Genomic DNA, 18163 nt, shown 5'->3' with positions numbered 1-18163 from the left:
CATTTTCCGGTTATGGCCAAGGCGATAACCCCATACGAATCGAGAACCAATCATGGCAAAGCTGTTTACTTCCGAGTCGGTCTCCGAAGGCCATCCCGATAAAATCGCCGACCAGATCTCCGATGCGGTGCTGGACGCCATCCTGGTGCAAGACACCAAGGCGCGCGTCGCCTGCGAGACCCTGGTCAAGACCGGCATGGTGATGGTGGCTGGCGAAGTAACCACCTCTGCCTGGGTCGACATCGAGCAGATCGTGCGCGACACCGTGCGCGAAATCGGTTACACCCACTCCGACATGGGCTTCGATGCCGACTCCTGCGCCGTGCTGAACGCCATCGGCAAGCAGTCCCCGGACATCAACCAGGGTGTGGATCGTACCGATCCGCTGGAGCAGGGTGCCGGTGACCAGGGCCTGATGTTCGGCTATGCCACCAACGAAACCGACGTGCTGATGCCCGCCCCCATCACCTACTCCCACCTGCTGGTGAAGCGTCAGGCCGAAGTGCGCAAGAACGGCACCCTGCCGTGGCTGCGTCCGGATGCCAAGAGCCAGCTCACCTTCGCCTACGACAGCGAAGGCAAGATCCTGGGGGTGGATGCCGTGGTGCTCTCTACCCAGCATTGCGACTCCATCAGCCACAAGGATCTGGTGGAAGCGGTGCGCGAGGAGATCATCAAGCCGGTGCTGCCGGCCGAGTGGATCAACAAGGACACCAAGTACTTCATCAACCCGACCGGCCGTTTCGTCATCGGCGGCCCCATGGGTGACTGCGGTCTGACCGGTCGCAAGATCATCGTCGACACCTACGGCGGCATGGCCCGTCACGGTGGTGGCGCCTTCTCCGGCAAGGATCCGTCCAAGGTGGACCGCTCCGCCGCCTACGCCGCCCGCTACGTGGCCAAGAACATAGTCGCTGCCGGTCTGGCTGCCCGCTGTGAAGTCCAGGTCTCCTACGCCATCGGCGTGGCCGAGCCGACCTCCATCAGCGTCGAGACCTTCGGCACCGGCAAGGTAGCCGAGGAGCTGCTGGTCAAGCTGGTGCGCGAGTTCTTCGAGCTGCGTCCCTACGGCCTCATCGAGATGCTGGATCTCAAGCGTCCCATCTACCAGGCAACCGCCGCCTACGGCCACTTCGGCCGTGACGAGTTCCCCTGGGAGAAGACCGACAAGGCCGCTCTGCTGCGCGACGCCGCCGGTCTGTAAGGCTGGCCGTTGTGATAAAAGGGGAGCCTGGCTCCCCTTTTGCTTATCCGCTACCCGACAAGACCTCTATGTCTGCCACCAGAGTCCAACTCGACGCATCCCTGCTCCAGCTGCTGCACCAGCGGGTCGACGCCTGCTTAGTGCAGGCGGAGGCACGCCTCGGCCGCCCCTTCCCGCGCCCGCAGATCCACTGCAACATGCGGGGCCGGGCGGCGGGGTCGGCGCGGCTGCAAACCTGGGAGCTGCGCTTCAACCCGGCGCTCTATCAGGCCAACCAGCAGGCCTTTCTGGCCGAGGTGGTGCCCCATGAGGTGGCGCACCTGCTGGTCTATGCGCTCTGGGGGGAAGGGCGCGGCAAGTCGCGGGTGCTGCCCCACGGCCGCCAGTGGCAGTCGGTGATGCGGGAGGTGTTCGGCCTCGCCCCCAACACCACCCACAGCTTCGATCTCGCCGTGCTGGCCCAGCGCACCCATGCCTACGCCTGTGCCTGCCAGCAGCATCAGCTCTCGGTGCGTCGTCACAACAAGGTGGTGCGCGGCGAGGCCCGCTATCACTGCCGCCGCTGCCGCCAGCCCCTGGTATTGCAGCCGGGGTCGCCGGCGGATTGAGTCAACCCGTGTCGCGCCCCTGTGTTAGGGTGCGCAGCTTCTTCATTCACTCGTTTCATTGCCAAGGATCTTCATGTTTCGCCCTCTGATTTCCCTCTGCCTGGCCTTGCTGGTCAGTGCCCCGGCCCATGCCGAGGCCCCTCAGACCTTTCGCGCCGCCAAGCAGGATCTGAACAAGCTCTACCAGAGCCACCCCACCACCTTCTATTGCGGTTGCAACATCAAGTTCAGCGGCAAGCAGATGGCCCCGGACTGGGAGAGCTGCGGCTACCTGCCGCGCAAGCAGGCCAATCGCGCCTCTCGCATCGAGTGGGAGCACGTGGTCCCCGCCTGGGAGTTCGGCCACCAGCTCCAGTGCTGGCAGGAGGGCGGGCGCAAGAACTGCGGCAAGAGCGACGAGTTCAACAAGATGGAGGGGGACATGCACAACCTCTTCCCCGCCATCGGCGAGGTCAACGGCGATCGGGCCAACTACCGCTTCTCCGACTGGAACGGCAAGCCGAACCAGTACGGCAAGTGCCAGATGCTGGTGGACTTCAAGGATCGCCGGGTGCAGCCGCCCAAGGGGCCGGTGCGCGGCCAGATAGCCCGTGCCTACCTCTACATGGGCCAGCAGTATGGGCTGCGCCTGGCCGCCCAACAGCGTAAACTGTTCGAGGCCTGGGACAGGCAGTACCCGGCCGACCGCTGGGAGTGCGAGCGCAACAGCCGCATCGGCAAACTGCAGGGCAATACCAACCCCTTCATTGAAAAGCAGTGCCAATAGCCCCATTTGACAGGGAGGGTCACCCCTCCCATCACCCAACGCGTTCAAGCCAAGAGATTGTGATCAGCCATGCGCATTCCACGTATCTATGAACCGGCCGCCCTGCAGGTGGGCCAGACTCTCGCCCTGTCGGAAGACGGTGCCAACCACATAGGCCGGGTGCTGCGCATGCAGCCGGGTCAGCAGCTCGAGCTGTTCAACGGCGACGGCAACCAATATGCCGCCACCATCACAGGCGTCGGCAAGAAGTCGGTGGAGGTGCGCATCGACAGCTGCGAGGCCCGCTCGGTGGAATCCCCCTTCGCCATCCATCTGGGCCAGGTGATCAGCCGTGGCGACAAGATGGACTTCACCATCCAGAAATCCGTGGAGCTCGGCGTCACCTGCATCACCCCCCTCTTCTCCGAGCGCTGCGGCGTCAAGCTGCCGGCCGATCGGCTGGAGAAGAAGCGCGAGCAGTGGCAGAAGGTGGTGATCAGCGCCTGCGAGCAGTGCGGCCGCAATGTGGTGCCCGAGGTGCGTATGCCCATGGAGCTGGATGCCTGGCTGGCGGAAGAGACCCAGGAGCTCAAGCTCAACCTGCACCCGCGCGCCCCGTACAGCATCAACACCCTGCCGGTCCCCGAGCACGGGGTGCGGCTGCTGATCGGCCCGGAAGGGGGCTTGTCCAGCGACGAGATCGCCCGTACCGTGCAAGAGGATTTCAAGGAGATGCTGCTGGGGCCACGGGTGCTGCGCACCGAAACCGCCGCCCTGACCGCCATTACGGCGCTGCAGTGCCGCTTCGGCGATCTCGCTTAATACCAGAGGGCAGCGTCGACCAGCCGCGTGGCGGCATCGAACGATTGCAGCCTCAAACGGCCGATTAGGCTTCGCTAATCGCCCCTACCACCCAATCGAGCCACCAGAAGGAATCTCGGATGACCATCAAACTCGGCATAGTGATGGACCCTATCTCGGCCATCAACATCAAGAAGGACTCCAGCTTCGCCATGCTCGAAGAGGCGCAAAAGCGCGGCTACGAGCTCTTCTATCTGGAGATGAAGGATCTTTACATGCAGGCCGGACGGGCGTTTGGCACCATGCGCCCGCTCACCGTCAAGCATGACTACGCCCACTGGTTCAGCCTGGGGGAGGTGGTGGATCAGCCGCTCTCCAGCCTGGACGTGATCCTGATGCGCAAGGATCCCCCCTTCGACACCGAGTTCATCTACGCCACCTACATGCTGGAGCGGGCAGAGGACGAGGGTTGCCTCATCGTCAACAAGCCCCAGAGCCTGCGCGACGCCAACGAGAAGCTCTACACCGCCTGGTTTGCCGAGCACACCCCGACCACGCTGGTCACTCGCCGCGCCGACAAGCTGCGCGCCTTCCACGCCGAGCACAAGGACGTGATCCTCAAGCCCCTGGACGGCATGGGCGGCGCCTCCATCTTCCGCATGAAGGAAGATGACGCCAACGTGGGGGTCATCATCGAGACCCTCACCGCCCACGGCAGCCAGTACTGCATGGCCCAGACCTTCCTGCCCGCCATCAAGGACGGCGACAAGCGGGTGCTGGTGGTGGACGGCGAGCCGGTTCCCTACTGCCTGGCCCGCATTCCGGCCCAGGGAGAGACCCGTGGCAACCTGGCGGCCGGCGGCCGCGGCGAGGCGCGTCCCTTGAGCGAGGCGGACTGGGCCATCGCCCGTGCGGTCGGCCCCACTCTCAAAGAGAAGGGGCTCATCTTCGTCGGGCTCGACATCATAGGCGATCGGCTGACCGAGATTAACGTCACCAGCCCGACCTGCATCCGTGAAATCGAGGCGGCCTTCCCGGTGCATATCACCGGCATGCTGATGGATGCCATCGAACGCCGGCTGGGAAAATAACCCAGGGTGACGCCCCTTGAGGCCGTCAACCAGACAGTGACTCCACAGGGGCCGACGCGGCCCCTGCTCTTTTCTGTTGCGCGACGATGTGAGCCAGCCCCCGGACTTCCGGCTTTTCTGCGCGAAAAAGCGGTTTTGCCCGCCGCCGTCAACTGCCATAATCACCCCAAATACCTTTGCACTCTTTGATATCTATGCAAACACTGCAAAACCACTTTTTGCTCGCCATGCCGAGCCTCACGGACGTCTACTTCGAACGCTCCCTGGTCTATCTGTGCGAGCACAGCAGCGAGGGAGCCATGGGACTGGTGGTCAACATCCCGGTGGACATGTCCCTGGACGCCATGCTGACCAAGCTCAAGCTGAGCCCCCCTGCCACCGCCGAGATGAAGCAGCCGGTGCTGCAAGGCGGCCCGGTCCATGCTGATCGCGGCTTCGTGCTGCACAGCTTCAGGCCCGGCTTCAACTCCACCCTGCAGGTGAGCGACGAGATGATGGTCACCACCTCCAAGGACATCCTCGAAACCCTGGGCACCGCCGAGGCGCCGGACCACTGGCTGGTGGCCCTGGGCTACGCTGGCTGGAGCGCAGGGCAGCTCGAGCAGGAGCTGGTGGATGGCGCCTGGCTGGTGATCCCCCCCAACCCCAGGCTGGTGTTCGACACCCCCATTCACCAGCGCTGGCAGCAGGCCGCCGCCAGCATAGGCGTTAACCCCCTGCATCTCTCCAGCCAGGTGGGACACAGCTGATGATGTTTGACACACAGATTCACCAGCGCTGGCAGCAGGCCATGGTCGTCATCAGCATAGGCGTCAACCCTCTGCATCTCTCCAGCCAGGTGGGGCACAGTTGATGATGTTTGACACGCACATTCACCAGCGCTGGCAGCAGGCCATTGTCGTCATCAGCATAGGCGTCAATCCCCTGCATCTCTCCAGCCAGGTGGGGCACAGTTAGATCCCTTGTCACGCTCTTTAGTTGATGCAGTTCCCATTTAGGGCCCCTCATCCCCAGCCCTTCTCCCGCGAGGGGAGAAGGGGGTAAATCGGCACGTTTCGGATATATCTGTGGCAACCTGTCAGCTAAAACGGAGTTAGCCAGATTTGAGCGAGCATAACCTCGATCGGTTCCCTCTCCCTTCGGGAGAGGGCTAGGGTGAGGGGATACGACATCTTTTTATTCATCTTTTTTCGAGGACATCCATGTCATCACGCAGCATCATGGGTTTTGACTACGGCACCAAGAGCATTGGCGTCGCCATCGGCCAGGAGCTCACGGGCACGGCCCAACCCCTTCGTTCCCTCAAGGCCAACGACGGCATTCCCAACTGGGACGAGATTGAAAAGTTGCTCAAGGAGTGGCAGCCGGATCTGCTCATCGTCGGCCTGCCGCTGAACATGGATGGCACGGATCAGGAGATCACGGTGCGTGCCCGCAAGTTCGGCAACCGCCTCCATGGCCGCTTCGGCAAGCCGGTGGAGTTCAAGGACGAGCGGCTCACCACCACGGATGCCCGCGCCCGCCTGTTCGAGCGCGGCGGCTACAAGGCGCTGGACAAGGGTAGCGTGGACGGGGTCTCCGCCCAGCTAATCGTCGAAGCCTGGATGGAAGAGCAATACGGTTGAACCCGGGGGGCCGGCCAGGCCCCCTGCATCAGGCATCTCCCGCCGCCTCTCCCCCGTCCCACGGGAACAGGGCCAGTCCCTGCGCCGCCTGGCCATAGAGCCGCTTCGTCTCATTGCGCAGCCACATCACCTTGGCATCCTGGTTATGGCGTTTGTGCCACAGCAGGATGAAGGCTATCTCCAGTTGTACATAGAGTGCCTCGGGGAGCGGCAGGGGCATGGCGATCAGGTTGCCGTGGTGACTGGCGGCATAGCCAGCGCAATAGGAGGGCGCCACGGCGATCAGTTCGTGACTCGACTGGGAGGCGATGTGCAGGGCCTGCTCGAAGCTCTCGACCATGATGGGCACCTCCCGCCTCTGCCCCTCATCCTCCAGCAGATCGTCCAGCGCCCAGCTGTCACTGGCCTCCCACACCACGCTTATCTGGGGACAGGCCAGAAAGTTTTCCAGCGACCACGTCCGCCCGAGCAGGGGGTGATCCTTGCGCAGGAACACCACGGGGCGATCGGTGAACAGCACCTCGTGATCGATGTAATAGGGCAGCCGGTTGACCCTGGCCTGGGAGCGACCATGAGTCTCCCGGGCGCAGAAGCCGAGATCCGCATCCCCGTTGACTATGTCGTTGAGGGAGTGGTGATCCCACCCCAGCATCCTGACCACAGAGTGGGGGTACCTCTGGTAGATGGTCATGGGCAACTCGCTCAGGAAGCTGATGCCAAAGGGGGACTCCATCACCAGACTGAAGCGGACCCCCTCGGGGATCGCCTCGCTGTTGAGAGCAGTGATGCTGCCTGTCAGCAGGAACCAGGCCTTGAGCTCCTCCTCCAGAGTCAGGGAGAGCTGGGTCGGCTGCAGCCCCTGCCGCACCCGCACCAGGAGGGGATCGTCAAACCAGTCCCGCAGCTTGGCGAGCGCCTTGCTCACCGTCGAGGGGGTGACGCAGAGCTTCTTGGCCGCCCCTGACACGCTGCGCTCCTGCATCAGGTGCTTGAAGACCACCAGCAGGTTCAAATCCAGTTCACCCAGGTTGCGCATCTTTCCTCTCCCCTTATCCCCGCGACCGCGCTTCGCGCAGCGCGAGCCATGGTAACAGCCCTTTGACGGCCAGGTAACTGAGCAGGGTCAACAGCAGGGCAGAGATCAGCATCCCGGATGGGGGAACGCCAAGCTGGCCCAGCAGCCAGATATAGAGGCCGGAGAGGCTGATCTGCATGATGCAGAGCAGGGCGCTGGCAAATGCCGCCTGGTGCTGGCACTCCGCCAGCGCCTCCCCCATCGCCACCCCGAAACCGCAGGAGAAGCCGATGCAGACCAGGGCAAAACCCGGCAGCAGCAAGCGGACGTCGTCCCCCAGCTGCCAGTTGCCGAGCAGGAGGCAGGCCGCCAGCAGGTAGGCCAGATGGGAGAGCGCCAGCACCCTCTGCTTGCCTTGCCAACGCAGCAGCAACGGCGTCAGGAAGGAGGCGGACATGCTCACCCCGGCCATCACCATCATCACCAGGGCGTACTGCTCGGTGGTGAAGCCCAGCCCCTGCATCAGGATCAGCGGCGAGACGCTCACATAGACCAGGATGGCGGTGACGCTGGCACTGGTCAGCAGCGAGTGCAGCATGAAGTGCGGGGAGCCCAGCAGGGCAAAGGGCCGGGTCCCACCACTTCCCGGTTGACGGGCCGGACGGGTCTCCCTGAGCAGCAGCAGGTTGACCAGGCCGCTGACGGCGGCCACCAGCGCCATCGCCACGAAGATCCCGCGCCAATCAAAATGCGACAGGATGAGATAACCCAGCACCGGCGCCAGCACCGGGATGACGCAGATCACCCCGTTGATCATGGAGAGCGCCATCGCCAGCCGCCCCTGGCTCAGCACATCTCGCAGCACGGTAAAGGTCATGATGTAGAGCGCCCCCGCCCCGGCCCCCTGCCAGAAACGACCGAGATAGAACTGACTGATCCCCGCCGCATTGGCCGCCACCAGGGAGGCGATGACAAAGATGAGGGCGCCCCCCAGCACTACCCAGCGCCGGCCATGGCGATCCGCAATGATCCCCCCCAGCAGCACTGTGGCCGCCATGCCGAACAGGTAGATGGAGAAGGCTGTGTGGATCTGCGCCTCGCTCGCCTGCAGGGTGTCGGCAATCTGGGGCACGGCCACCAGATAGAGATCGATCCCGAGCGGGTAGAGGATGATCATCAGGAAAGTGCACAGCAGGAAAATGCCCATGGATGCTCCATTGCGAAGGGCCCGCCCACTCAGACCGTCGATGGCATGAGCATGGGGGGACAGGATGAATATGGGCAGCACTATAGGAGGGGGCACCGCTCGCATCGAGTGAAGAGATGGCGAACGGTAGATTCCAGTTTGGAAATCCTGTGGCGAGGGGCAGGCCATTGGAGCCATTCGTCTTGGAGTGACAGTGCCGGGCAGCACCAAAAAGTACGCCGGGCTGTCCCGGCGTACTCACCTCAATCAACGGGGCCGAACCCTCACTCCGTCAGCTTGCTCAGGATGGCGTGGGCCGCCTTGACGCGGGCCTCGTTCGGATAGTTGCGATTGGCCAGCATGACGATGCCGACGCCCTTCGCGGGCACGAAGGCCACATAGGCACCGAAGCCGCCGGTGGAGCCTGTCTTGTTGTAGAGCCGCGCCTCCCCCGTCTCCTGGGACGCGGCAACGGGGCTGACCGGATTGGCATTGTAAATCACCGCCGGGGAGTTGCCTGCCAGCAGCGCCGCTTCGCTGACGGGATAGGGGTAGCTCTCCCAGCCGAGTCCCTGGGTCATGGTTCCCACCGAGTAGATCCCCTTGTGGGTCAGGGCGATCGCCTGCTGAATCGCCTTGTCTTCAGCGCCAGTCATATTGGCGCCGACGAAGGTCAGCAGATCCGCCGAGCTGGTCTTGATGCCATAGGCCTCGTCCGCCAGGACGCCTGGGTTGACCCTGATGGGCTTGTCCTCTTTCGAGTAGCCATAGGCGTAGTTCCCCATGGCCGCGGCAGGCACCTTGAGATAGGTGTGGGCCAGGCCGAGCCCGGGCAGCAGGGTCTGGCTCATCAGCTGCTCAAAGGGTTGCCCCAGGCTATGGGCCGCCAGGTGGCCGAACAGGCCGATGCTGGGGTTGGAGTACTGGCGATGGGTGCCCGCCGGGTAGGCTGGGGTCCACTGGCGATAGTAGGCGCGCATCTTGTCGGTGGAGTCCACCTCATCGGGGAATTGCAGCGGCAGGCCCCCGGCGCTGTAGGTGGCGAGTTCGGCCATGGTGATGCCGTCGAAGGCGGAGCCTTTGAGCCAGGGGGCGTGCTGGCTCACCTTGTCATCGGGCTGGAAGCCCCCCTTGACCGAGGCGTAGGCCCCAAGCGTTGCCGTAAGAGTCTTGCTGACCGAACCAATCTCGAACAGGGTCTGCTCGCTCACGGGGGCCCCGCTCTCCCGGTTCGCCACCCCGTAGTTGAAGTAATGGGCCTTGCCATCCTTCAGCACGGCCACCGCCATGCCCGGGATCCTGTGCTCCTTGAGCACGGGCCGGATGCTGGCATCCACCAGGGGGCGCAGGGGGTCGGCCTGATTGTCTAAAGCGGCCTGAGTCAGGCCGGCCCAGAGCAGCGTGCCCGCCATCAGCATTGTCATCCGCACCTGTTGTTGCATGGTCATTCTATCCTCTTTGTTGCTTGGGATCGCCGCACCAGCGACGAGCTGTGGGGCCAGCATAACGAGCCAAGGTGTGCTGGATGTGAAGTGGCGTGAAGTATCGACACTCATACCAAGGAGGACTGCCCTCCCCTTCAGCCAGATCCAGTCGCGCCATCCCACCGCCCCGGGCGGCATAAGCCCATATAGCAGAGGGGAGCCCATGGCTCCCCTCTTTCATTATCCAACCGGATCAACGCAGGGCTCAGGCCTGCCTGCTCTTGGGCGGGTTGTCCCAGATCCCCTCTTCCAGCTGACTGCGCAGCTCGGGGTACTTGTTGGCATCGAAGGTGGGGACGCGACCCAGCTTGAGCTGGTCGTTGTAGTCCTTGGCCAGTTTGATGGCAACCCCTGAGAGCAGCAGTATGGCGATCAGGTTGACGATGGCCATCAGCCCCATGGAGACATCCGCCAGGGCCCACACGGTCGGCAGCTCGCCCACCGAGCCGAACATCACCATGCCCAGCACGAACATCCGGAACAGCATCAGGCCGCCCTTGTGGTTGTGCTCCAGGAACACCAGGTTGGTCTCGGCGTAGGAGTAGTTCGCGACGATGGAGGTAAAGGCGAAGAAGAAGATGGCCGCCGCGATGAAGATGTTGCCACCGCCACCGACCTGGGAGGAGAGCGCACGCTGGGTCAGCTCGACCCCGGTCACGCCGGAGCCTGGCTCAAACTGGCCGGACATCAGAATGATGGCGGCAGTACAGGTACAGATGACGATGGTGTCGAGGAAGACACCCAGCATCTGCACATAGCCCTGGGACGCCGGGTGCGGCGGATAGGGGGTGGCGGTCGCGGCGGCGTTCGGGGCAGAGCCCATGCCGGCTTCGTTGGAGAAGAGGCCGCGCTTGATACCGTTGATCATCGCCTGGGAGATGGCGTAACCCATGGCGCCGGAACCCGCCTGCTCGATGCCGAAGGCAGACTTGATGATGAGGGCAAAGATCCCGGGCAGCTCGCTGATGTTCATGGCCACCACGAACAGCGCCATCAGTATGTAGGCCAGCGCCATGAAGGGCACCACCAGTTCGGCGAAGCGGGCTATGCTGCGGATGCCGCCGAAGATGATGAGACCGGACAGCACCACCAGTGCCAGGCCGCTGACCCAGTCAGGGATGCCGAAGGCGACGTTCATGGCCAGACTGATGGAGTTGGCCTGCACCGCATTGAACACCAGACCGAATGCCAGCAGCAGACAGAGGGAGAAGACCACCCCCATCCAGCGCATGCCGAGACCACGCTCCATGTAGTAGGCCGGACCACCACGGTAGTTGCCGTCTTCGTCCTTGACCTTGTAGAGCTGGGCCAGGGTACTCTCGACGAAGGCGGTGGCCATGCCGATGAAGGCGATCAGCCACATCCAGAAGATGGCGCCCGGGCCCCCCAGATAGATGGCGACGGCCACGCCGGCCAGGTTGCCGGTGCCCACACGGGCGGCCAGGCTGGTACACAGGGCCTGGAAGGAGGAGATGCCGGCACTGTCGGATTTGCGGCTATTACGCAATACCGAGAACATGTGGCCGAAGTGGCGGACCTGGATAAACCCCAGGCGGAAAGTAAAGAAGAGTCCGACCCCGATCAGCAGGTAAATGAGCACGGCTCCCCACATCAGGTCGTTAATCATTGCAATCAAGGTGTCCATAATTCTCTCGTTGTTATCACATCCATGGTCAGTCTGCGCTGACCGCTCTCTGTCAATTTCCAAATTAGCATTGCGCCGAAGGGGCGGAATCTAGCATAGGGAGGGAATTCAGAATAGTGATTAGGCTCACCGGAAAGACAAAAAACGAGCGATTTGATGCAAAAAAGCTTCATTTAGCACGCAAATAATCAACAAAACTTGATGTGCGATTCCATAGCCGACTAATAAGACCCGAAAGGAGCTCTCCTGTCGTTATTCCCATGACGGCAAAAACAGATGCCTTGACGGGCGGCGGAAAGGCAAGCGTTTGCCTCTGAGGTTGCCCAGCCAGGGGGCTGTCACGCCAAACGTTTTACACGTAATTAAATTTCAAGTAGCTGACAAGAGTATTTGTGTGATGCACCGCACAGAATGAAGAATCAACTAAAAAAGTTGCTTTTGTGCCGGCCGCCTGGCGTTGCCAAAAAATCAGTAAAAGTCGTTTTTTATCAGATACTTTCCTCCTATCACTCCCCCCTCGCCCGCCACCTGGGTGATTCACGTACAAGGCTCCCTATTGCAGGAAGCGCCACATCCGTATTAATTAGGCAGGCAGTGGCGATGGGCCACCCCCATCGTGCTTTTCTGAGCCTGAGTCGCCGGAATTTTGTAATTTTATTTCAGAACGGCCGTCTCACGCCCGCCACCCCAGAGCCTGCGCCCTCACCAAGAGAATGCGCCCTCATATAGAGATGATATTTGCCATGGCCGATAAATTAACCCAGCTGAAAGCCCTGACCACAGTTGTCGCCGATACCGGTGATATCGAAGCCATCAAGCGCTACCAGCCCATCGATGCCACCACCAACCCCTCCCTGGTGTTGAAGGCATCCGAGATCCCCGAGTACGCGGCGCTGATCGAAGACGCCATCAACTGGGCCAAGTCCCAGAGCCAGGACAAGGCACAGCAAATCATCGACGCGGGCGACAAGCTGGCGGTCAACATAGGTCTGGAAGTGCTGAAAATCGTCCCGGGCCGCATCTCCACCGAGGTGGATGCCCGTCTCTCCTTCGACACCGACGCCAGCATCGCCAAGGCCCGCAAGCTGATCCGCCTCTACAACGAAGCCGGCATCACCAACGATCGTATCCTGATCAAGCTGGCCTCCACCTGGGAAGGCATCCGTGCCGCCGAAGTCCTGGAGAAAGAGGGCATCCAGTGCAACCTGACCCTGCTGTTCTCCTTCGCCCAGGCCCGTGCCTGTGCCGAAGCCGGCGCCTTCCTGATCTCCCCGTTCGTGGGCCGCATCCTCGACTGGTACAAGGCCAAGCACAACCGTGACTACACCGCGAGCGAAGATCCGGGTGTGGTCTCCGTCACCGCCATCTACGACTACTACAAGCAGCACGACTACCCGACAGTGGTGATGGGTGCGAGCTTCCGCAACACCGGCGAGATCCTGGAGCTGGCTGGCTGTGACCGTCTGACCATAGGCCCTGCCCTGCTGGAAGAGCTGAGCAAGAGCGAAGGCGCCGTGGTTCGCAAACTGGACTACACCGGCGAGCGCAAAGCCAAACCGACTCCGATGACCGAAGCCGAATTCCGCTGGGAACTGAACCAGGACGCCATGGCTCACGAGAAGCTGGGCGAAGGCATCCGCATGTTCGCCATCGACCAGGGCAAGTTGGAAACCATGCTGGCCAGCCGCCTCTAAAAGAGGCCCTCTGACTGTCACTGCCCTCTCTGATAACGGCGTGATAAAGCGATAAAACCGGGCTCCCGACAGGGCAGCCCGGTTTTTTTTATCCACCCTCCCGATTGTCACAACTTGGTCATAAAAACGTTTTATTTTCAAATGCGTCGTGTTATACGAATGGTGAAAACCATAAAACCAAGGAGGGAGCCATGGACATGTTCAACTTCGATTTTGACGAGGTCGTTGAGCTGGGTTCACGTAGCCGCGGGACAACGGGAAAGAAACGCAAATGGCGTGAGATAGAGGCGCTTAAAGACAAGCACCGCCTGCAGAAGGAGCTGCAAGCCATCGACATCGCCTATGAAGGTTCGGAAGAACTGGAACTGTAGTGTCACCGGCGTCGCCGATGGCGGCACTGACGCGCTGACACAGTAAAACAAAACGCCCCGGCCAAGCCGGGGCGTCGTTTTTTGGCCCGCCTGTCACTCAGGGTGAGGGGGGCAGCGAGAGCTGCTTGGCCAGCGCCTGGAAGTGCTGGCTCACCTCGGCCCCGAACAGGGGATCATTGATGGCCCTGTTCTGCCAGAGCTGCTCCAGGTGGCGCCAGTCATCCTCGGTCAGGGAGTCACGCAGATGGGGGAAGATCACCCCCTCCTCGTAGTTCATGTGGGCCTCCTGCAGCTCGATGAACTGCTCCAGCTTGGCGGTGAACTGCTCAAGCGGAATGACGGCGTCCATCAGTATCATCTCCACCATCTCCTTGAGCTCGGTGCCAGCCACCAGCAGGCGGGCGTGCTCCTCATGCAGCCGGTTGGCGACCTCCCCCTCCACCACCCTGTACTTCAGGTAGTAGTCATAGATCATGTCTTCCTTGGGGTGATGAAACTTGTCGGAGACCTCCCGCAAGTAGTCCACCACGTCCCGGAGCAGGAAATAGCTCACCGGCTGCTCATTGCGGATGGCTGCCAGCTTGTGCTTGAGCAGCGTCAGCAGCCTGGCGATGTTGAGATGGTCCTTATGGAGACTGGATAACATGAGCACTCCTTGCGCTGAATTGAAAAGGTACTGCCTCGAGTATACGGTCATTTATTACCCGAACTTTGCACTCAATCAAGTCAGTTGCAACAATCCCCGCCCCCGGCGACGCAAGCGACCTGGCAACTTTGGGCGCCCTTGCCTGCCCAGAGGCGAGAAGAGGATCAGGCAGGCACCGGCTGGTCATGGCAGACAGAGAGCCAGTCGATGGGGCTCATCCCCTGCTGCACCAGCAGGCGGTTTGCCTCGGAGAAGTGGCCACAGCCGATGAAGCCGCGGTGAGCGGACAATGGGCTGGGATGGGGAGCCGTCAGCACATGGTGACGCGTCCGGTCGATGAAGCGCCCCTTCTTCTGGGCATGGGCCCCCCACAGCAGGAAGACCACCCCCTGGCAGTGGGAGTTGATCCGCTCTATGACCCTGTCGGTAAAGGTCTCCCAGCCCAGATGGGCATGGGAGTGGGCCATGCCCGCCTGCACCGTCAGCACCGTATTGAGCAGCAGCACCCCCTGGGTGGCCCAGGACTCCAGATAACCGTGACCGGGTGTGACAAAACCCGGCAGATCCCGCTGCATCTCCTTGTAGATGTTGACCAGGGAGGGGGGCGTGCGCACCCCGGGCAGCACGGAGAAACAGAGGCCGTGGGCCTGACTCGGCCCGTGATAGGGGTCTTGTCCCAGGATCACCACCTTGACACTGTCCAGCTCGGTCAACTTGAAGGCATTGAACACCTCGGTGGCCGGGGGATAGATGACCTTGCCCGCTTCCCGCTCCTCCCTGACGGTCGTCAGGGTTGCCTTGAAATAGTCCTGCTCTTTCTCAGAACCGATCACATCCTTCCAGGTCAGCACGCCAGTCTCCTCTCTCTGTGAATCCACTACCTCTGACACCCCGATATCCTCAATGAATGCCGCAAGGGGCTCAGGATAGGGGGCCGGGCAGCAAGACGCAACCGCGACTCGGCTCAGGGAGATGGCCGCACCTGCGCCACTGTGTCCGCAACCCCCCCCTGGCACCCTGGCGGCCGCGCACCGGCCATCCAGTGGCGCCCCCCTGACCCTATAAGACGCCCAGCCCTGACCTTATAAAGAGAATAACGGTTAAAGATGTAGTTAAATTACTAGATATACCCAATGAAAAATGCATAATTCATATATCTTACGAAATCATAAAAATGATCTCTTTTTGATTAATCTCAATGAATCAATCCCTTTTCTCGCGCACGAATCACGTATTTATTGATTTGGATCAATTTTCGTATTATTACCATCGTGATATATATGACCCCAACGAAGTAAAGGTGTAAGGCAAGGCCCCGTTAAATCATCCCGTCACCAAGGTGGTTTAAAAACATCAGGGTAATGTGCTTACCGTTGAATCCGCTTTCCTATGAGGAGTCATACCATGATCAAGGGCATCCAAATCACCCAGTCCGCCAACGCCGCACTGCTGAACTCTTTCTGGCTGCTGGATGAAGAGAAGCAGCAGGCTCGCTGCATCTGCGCCAAGGGCGACAGCTTCGTCGCCGATCAGGAAGTCGCACTGTCCGACCTGGGCCAGTTCGAATATCGTGAACTGCCGGTCCAGACCGAACCCGTGGTCGAGGGTGGTCAACACCTGAACGTCAACGTGCTGCGCCGCGAGACCCTGGAAGACGCCATCGCCAATCCGGAGAAATACCCGCAGCTGACCATCCGCGTGTCTGGCTACGCAGTGCGTTTCAACGCCCTGACCCCGGAACAGCAGCGTGATGTGGTCACCCGCACCTTCACCCAGAGCCTGTAATTCCCTCTGCGCGAACCTGCACACTGACAAACGGCCCACACGGGCCGTTTTTGTTGGTACGCCATCGCAAGTTGCCAGTAGCAAAAAGGCCTCGCATCACGAGGCCTTTTCCATATTTTCTGACGGGCGGGTGTCGCTGTCAGGCGGAAGTATCGAGCGGCTCGAAGCCCTTGATGAGATCGTCGATGGCCTTCATCTGCTTGAGGAAGCCTTCCAGCTTGTCCAGCGGCAGGGCACTCGGGCCATCACAACGGGCCACTTTCGGGTCCGGATGGGATTCGATAAAGAGACCCGCCAGACCAACCGCCATGCCGGCACGGGCCAGCTCGGTCACCTGATCCCGACGACCACCGGAAGCGGCCCCCAGCGGGTCGCGGCACTGCAGGGAGTGGGTCACGTCGAAGATGACGGGGTAACCGCCGGTGCTCTTCTTCATTACGCCCAGTCCCAGCATGTCCACCACCAGGTTGTCGTAACCGAAGTTGGCGCCGCGCTCGCACAGGATCAGCTGATCGTTGCCGCACTCCTCGAACTTGTCGGTGATGTTTTTCATCTGGCTCGGGCTCAGGAACTGCGGCTTCTTGATGTTGATGACGTTGCCGGTGCGGGCCATGGCCTCCACCAGATCGGTCTGGCGCGCCAGGAAGGCGGGCAGCTGGATGACATCCACCACCTCGGCAACCGGCTTGGCCTGATGCACTTCATGCAGATCGGAAATCACCGGCATGCCGAAGGTCGCCTTGAGCTCCTGGAAGATCTTCATCCCCTCTTCCAGGCCCGGGCCACGGTAAGAGTGGATGGAGGAGCGGTTCGCCTTGTCCCAGCTCGCCTTGAACACGAATGGTATGCCCAGCTTGCTGGTCACTTCCACGTACTTCTCGCACACCGCCATCGCCATGTCGCGGGATTCCAGCACGTTCATGCCACCGAACAGCACGAAGGGCTTGTCGTTGGCGACGTCGATCGCGTTGATCTTGATATTCTTCTGTTCCATCTCAGCATCCTTAAGTGAAGGGGCTTCCCCAGGCGCCCTCAATGGAGGGGCTTGGGGCTAAGATCCAGACTGGCCAGCTGGGTTTTCAGCACGTCGGCCACAGGATCGTCCGGGCATTGTTCAATAAAGTATTCAAAATCGTCGGCGGCGAAGCGGGGGCAGTCGAGCTGCTCGTAGATGAAACCCCGATCCCGCGTCTCCAGCGGATCTCCCGGCTTCATGCGCAGCAGCAGCTCGCTGCAGCGCAATGCTTCTGTCATGCGCTCCTCACGCAACAGGGCTCCCTTGTTGACGTTGAGCAGGCGTTCGATGATCTCCCACTGCCCGCAGGGCTGCAGATGGTCATCGCTTAAGGTAGCCAGGTTGCCGAGGGCACCGCGCAGCAGCAGCTCGATGCGGTGCAGGCTCAGCTCGTCACCGTTGAAGGGGTCCACATAGACCTCCCCCTCCAGGCCGGCGAAGCTCACCAGGAAATGGCCCGGGAAGCAGATCCCCTCCACATCCAGGCCAATCTTGCGACCCAGCTGGATGATGAGGATACCGAGGCTCACCGGAATGCCCTTGCGCCGTACCAGCACCTGATTCAGGTCGCAGTTGGCGGCAGAGAAGTAATCCTGCCAGTCGCCCCGAAAGCCCAGGGTCTGGTAGAAGCCCTGCAACAGCTGACGGCGCACCTCGTCACAGTCCCCTTCGACGATGGCCTCGTCCAGCCAGGTATCGAGGCGGGCCAGCTCTGCCTCTCCCGCGCCGCCATGGCCCAGGATCTCGTCGCTCACCGACAGTGCCAGTTCGGCCAGGTCGTGGGCCTCGAAGTCGGTCCACTCATCCACACGTATCATCGTCGTCATCCCTAACCGAACAGGTTGGCCTGCTTTTGCACCGCCAGCTTGGCGATAAAGAAGATCCACCCCAGGGCGCCCAGGAAGGCAAACCAGCGGATGCTGTTGCTGCGCGCCAGCCGCAGCGCCATCATGCCGAGGAAGGCCACCGCCAGCACGGCGCTCAGCTTCTCGCTGAGCCAGGGGATCCCGTTGTTGAGCGGATTGAGATCCAGCACCATGCACAGCAGCACGCCGGAGAGCACCACCAGGCCATTGAGCCAGCCGCCGGCCTGCAGCACCCGGCCGTTACGGGCAAGAATGGAGCCGGTTTGGGCCCAGTAAAAGCGCAGCATGAACATCAGCACGGCCCCGACAATCAGGGTGAGATGCAGATGTTTGAGAACAACATACATATGGTTTCCTTGCACAGGGGCGGACAGTTCCGCCC

At 61.4% G+C, this 18163-nt stretch carries 19 protein-coding genes; 10 read left to right on the top strand and 9 right to left on the bottom strand.

All coding sequences use genetic code 11. The annotated features are described in order from the left end of the window. Positions 1-52 precede the first annotated feature (52 nt). From metK to ruvX, 7 genes are all read left to right on the top strand, one after another. The gene (gene metK, locus ACB030_RS00220) at positions 53-1204 is read left to right on the top strand and encodes a methionine adenosyltransferase (RefSeq protein WP_005330558.1); all 1152 of its coding nucleotides are present in this window, start codon (positions 53-55) and stop codon (positions 1202-1204) included. Positions 1205-1272: 68 nt separating this feature from the next. Then, the gene (locus tag ACB030_RS00215; protein WP_371157085.1) at positions 1273-1812 is read left to right on the top strand and encodes a SprT family zinc-dependent metalloprotease; all 540 of its coding nucleotides are present in this window, start codon (positions 1273-1275) and stop codon (positions 1810-1812) included. A gap of 73 nt (positions 1813-1885) precedes the next feature. After that, positions 1886-2578 (top strand): endonuclease, encoded by a 693-nt coding sequence (locus ACB030_RS00210; RefSeq protein ID WP_162519165.1) that lies wholly within the window; start codon positions 1886-1888, stop codon positions 2576-2578. Between the two features lie 69 nt (positions 2579-2647). Then, entirely contained in the window at positions 2648-3379 is a 732-nt protein-coding gene (rsmE, locus tag ACB030_RS00205; protein ID WP_307765608.1) for a 16S rRNA (uracil(1498)-N(3))-methyltransferase, read from the top strand. 119 nt (positions 3380-3498) lie between these two features. Next, positions 3499-4449 (top strand): glutathione synthase, encoded by a 951-nt coding sequence (gene gshB / locus ACB030_RS00200; protein ID WP_025326198.1) that lies wholly within the window; start codon positions 3499-3501, stop codon positions 4447-4449. Between the two features lie 194 nt (positions 4450-4643). Next, positions 4644-5198, top strand: coding sequence for a YqgE/AlgH family protein (locus tag ACB030_RS00195; protein ID WP_163147787.1), 555 nt, complete (start codon positions 4644-4646; stop codon positions 5196-5198). A 453-nt stretch (positions 5199-5651) separates the two neighbouring features. After that, a complete protein-coding gene (ruvX, locus tag ACB030_RS00190) occupies positions 5652-6074 on the top strand; it encodes a Holliday junction resolvase RuvX (RefSeq protein WP_025326196.1) in 423 nt (140 codons plus the stop codon). Positions 6075-6102: 28 nt separating this feature from the next. On the opposite strand, the gene yidZ is transcribed toward ruvX, so the two are convergent. From yidZ to ACB030_RS00170, 4 genes are all read right to left on the bottom strand, one after another. Beyond that, complete coding sequence (gene yidZ, locus ACB030_RS00185) at positions 6103-7110, bottom strand: HTH-type transcriptional regulator YidZ (protein ID WP_371157081.1); 1008 nt, start codon at positions 7108-7110, stop codon at positions 6103-6105. A 13-nt stretch (positions 7111-7123) separates the two neighbouring features. Further along, positions 7124-8296, bottom strand: coding sequence for an MdtL family multidrug efflux MFS transporter (locus tag ACB030_RS00180; RefSeq protein WP_371157079.1), 1173 nt, complete (start codon positions 8294-8296; stop codon positions 7124-7126). 263 nt (positions 8297-8559) lie between these two features. Beyond that, positions 8560-9717 (bottom strand): FOX/MOX family class C beta-lactamase, encoded by a 1158-nt coding sequence (gene ampC, locus ACB030_RS00175; protein ID WP_371157540.1) that lies wholly within the window; start codon positions 9715-9717, stop codon positions 8560-8562. A gap of 247 nt (positions 9718-9964) precedes the next feature. Continuing rightward, positions 9965-11404, bottom strand: a complete 1440-nt coding sequence (locus ACB030_RS00170; RefSeq protein ID WP_371157077.1) for an alanine/glycine:cation symporter family protein — start codon at positions 11402-11404, stop codon at positions 9965-9967. Positions 11405-12147: 743 nt separating this feature from the next. On the opposite strand from ACB030_RS00170, the gene tal reads away from it, so the two are divergent. Together tal and ACB030_RS00160 are read left to right on the top strand one after the other, a co-directional pair. Further along, the gene (gene tal, locus ACB030_RS00165; protein ID WP_371157075.1) at positions 12148-13098 is read left to right on the top strand and encodes a transaldolase; all 951 of its coding nucleotides are present in this window, start codon (positions 12148-12150) and stop codon (positions 13096-13098) included. 191 nt (positions 13099-13289) lie between these two features. After that, positions 13290-13469: a DUF3545 family protein gene (locus ACB030_RS00160; protein ID WP_025326190.1), complete on the top strand. Its 180-nt coding sequence runs from the start codon at positions 13290-13292 to the stop codon at positions 13467-13469. 97 nt (positions 13470-13566) lie between these two features. Here the strand turns inward: ACB030_RS00160 and ACB030_RS00155 are convergent, their stop codons facing one another. Both ACB030_RS00155 and ung read right to left on the bottom strand, forming a co-directional pair. Beyond that, positions 13567-14115 carry a hemerythrin domain-containing protein gene (locus tag ACB030_RS00155; RefSeq protein ID WP_205642216.1) on the bottom strand — a complete coding sequence of 183 codons (549 nt, stop codon included), beginning with the start codon at positions 14113-14115 and terminating at the stop codon, positions 13567-13569. 164 nt (positions 14116-14279) lie between these two features. Then, complete coding sequence (gene ung / locus ACB030_RS00150; RefSeq protein WP_371157072.1) at positions 14280-14966, bottom strand: uracil-DNA glycosylase; 687 nt, start codon at positions 14964-14966, stop codon at positions 14280-14282. 553 nt (positions 14967-15519) lie between these two features. On the opposite strand from ung, the gene grcA reads away from it, so the two are divergent. After that, a complete protein-coding gene (gene grcA / locus ACB030_RS00145) occupies positions 15520-15900 on the top strand; it encodes an autonomous glycyl radical cofactor GrcA (protein WP_025326187.1) in 381 nt (126 codons plus the stop codon). 139 nt (positions 15901-16039) lie between these two features. On the opposite strand, the gene kdsA is transcribed toward grcA, so the two are convergent. From kdsA to ACB030_RS00130, 3 genes are read right to left on the bottom strand one after another with little or no spacing between them, the layout of a single operon-like run. Then, positions 16040-16894: a 3-deoxy-8-phosphooctulonate synthase gene (kdsA, locus tag ACB030_RS00140; RefSeq protein ID WP_371157070.1), complete on the bottom strand. Its 855-nt coding sequence runs from the start codon at positions 16892-16894 to the stop codon at positions 16040-16042. 38 nt (positions 16895-16932) lie between these two features. Next, a complete protein-coding gene (locus ACB030_RS00135; protein ID WP_371157068.1) occupies positions 16933-17733 on the bottom strand; it encodes a SirB1 family protein in 801 nt (266 codons plus the stop codon). 11 nt (positions 17734-17744) lie between these two features. Continuing rightward, positions 17745-18128, bottom strand: a complete 384-nt coding sequence (locus tag ACB030_RS00130; protein ID WP_371157066.1) for a SirB2 family protein — start codon at positions 18126-18128, stop codon at positions 17745-17747. Positions 18129-18163 lie beyond the last annotated feature (35 nt).

This window comes from Aeromonas sp. S16(2024), from assembly GCF_041403065.1.
GTDB lineage: Bacteria > Pseudomonadota > Gammaproteobacteria > Enterobacterales > Aeromonadaceae > Aeromonas.
Note: the sequence above shows the minus strand (reverse complement) of the source record. Positions and strands in the feature narration are given on the sequence as shown.

Excerpts from the sequence above, each read along its gene's own strand:
- metK (WP_005330558.1), top strand. The coding sequence starts at position 53 with ATGGCAAAGCTGTTTACTTCCGAGTCGGTCTCCGAAGGCCATCCCGAT.
- ACB030_RS00215 (WP_371157085.1), top strand. The coding sequence starts at position 1,273 with ATGTCTGCCACCAGAGTCCAACTCGACGCATCCCTGCTCCAGCTGCTG.
- ACB030_RS00210 (WP_162519165.1), top strand. The coding sequence starts at position 1,886 with ATGTTTCGCCCTCTGATTTCCCTCTGCCTGGCCTTGCTGGTCAGTGCC.
- rsmE (WP_307765608.1), top strand. The coding sequence starts at position 2,648 with ATGCGCATTCCACGTATCTATGAACCGGCCGCCCTGCAGGTGGGCCAG.
- gshB (WP_025326198.1), top strand. The coding sequence starts at position 3,499 with ATGACCATCAAACTCGGCATAGTGATGGACCCTATCTCGGCCATCAAC.
- ACB030_RS00195 (WP_163147787.1), top strand. The coding sequence starts at position 4,644 with ATGCAAACACTGCAAAACCACTTTTTGCTCGCCATGCCGAGCCTCACG.
- ruvX (WP_025326196.1), top strand. The coding sequence starts at position 5,652 with ATGTCATCACGCAGCATCATGGGTTTTGACTACGGCACCAAGAGCATT.
- yidZ (WP_371157081.1), bottom strand. The coding sequence starts at position 7,110 with ATGCGCAACCTGGGTGAACTGGATTTGAACCTGCTGGTGGTCTTCAAG.
- ACB030_RS00180 (WP_371157079.1), bottom strand. The coding sequence starts at position 8,296 with ATGGGCATTTTCCTGCTGTGCACTTTCCTGATGATCATCCTCTACCCG.
- ampC (WP_371157540.1), bottom strand. The coding sequence starts at position 9,717 with ATGCAACAACAGGTGCGGATGACAATGCTGATGGCGGGCACGCTGCTC.
- ACB030_RS00170 (WP_371157077.1), bottom strand. The coding sequence starts at position 11,404 with ATGGACACCTTGATTGCAATGATTAACGACCTGATGTGGGGAGCCGTG.
- tal (WP_371157075.1), top strand. The coding sequence starts at position 12,148 with ATGGCCGATAAATTAACCCAGCTGAAAGCCCTGACCACAGTTGTCGCC.
- ACB030_RS00160 (WP_025326190.1), top strand. The coding sequence starts at position 13,290 with ATGGACATGTTCAACTTCGATTTTGACGAGGTCGTTGAGCTGGGTTCA.
- ACB030_RS00155 (WP_205642216.1), bottom strand. The coding sequence starts at position 14,115 with ATGTTATCCAGTCTCCATAAGGACCATCTCAACATCGCCAGGCTGCTG.
- grcA (WP_025326187.1), top strand. The coding sequence starts at position 15,520 with ATGATCAAGGGCATCCAAATCACCCAGTCCGCCAACGCCGCACTGCTG.
- kdsA (WP_371157070.1), bottom strand. The coding sequence starts at position 16,894 with ATGGAACAGAAGAATATCAAGATCAACGCGATCGACGTCGCCAACGAC.
- ACB030_RS00135 (WP_371157068.1), bottom strand. The coding sequence starts at position 17,733 with ATGATACGTGTGGATGAGTGGACCGACTTCGAGGCCCACGACCTGGCC.
- ACB030_RS00130 (WP_371157066.1), bottom strand. The coding sequence starts at position 18,128 with ATGTATGTTGTTCTCAAACATCTGCATCTCACCCTGATTGTCGGGGCC.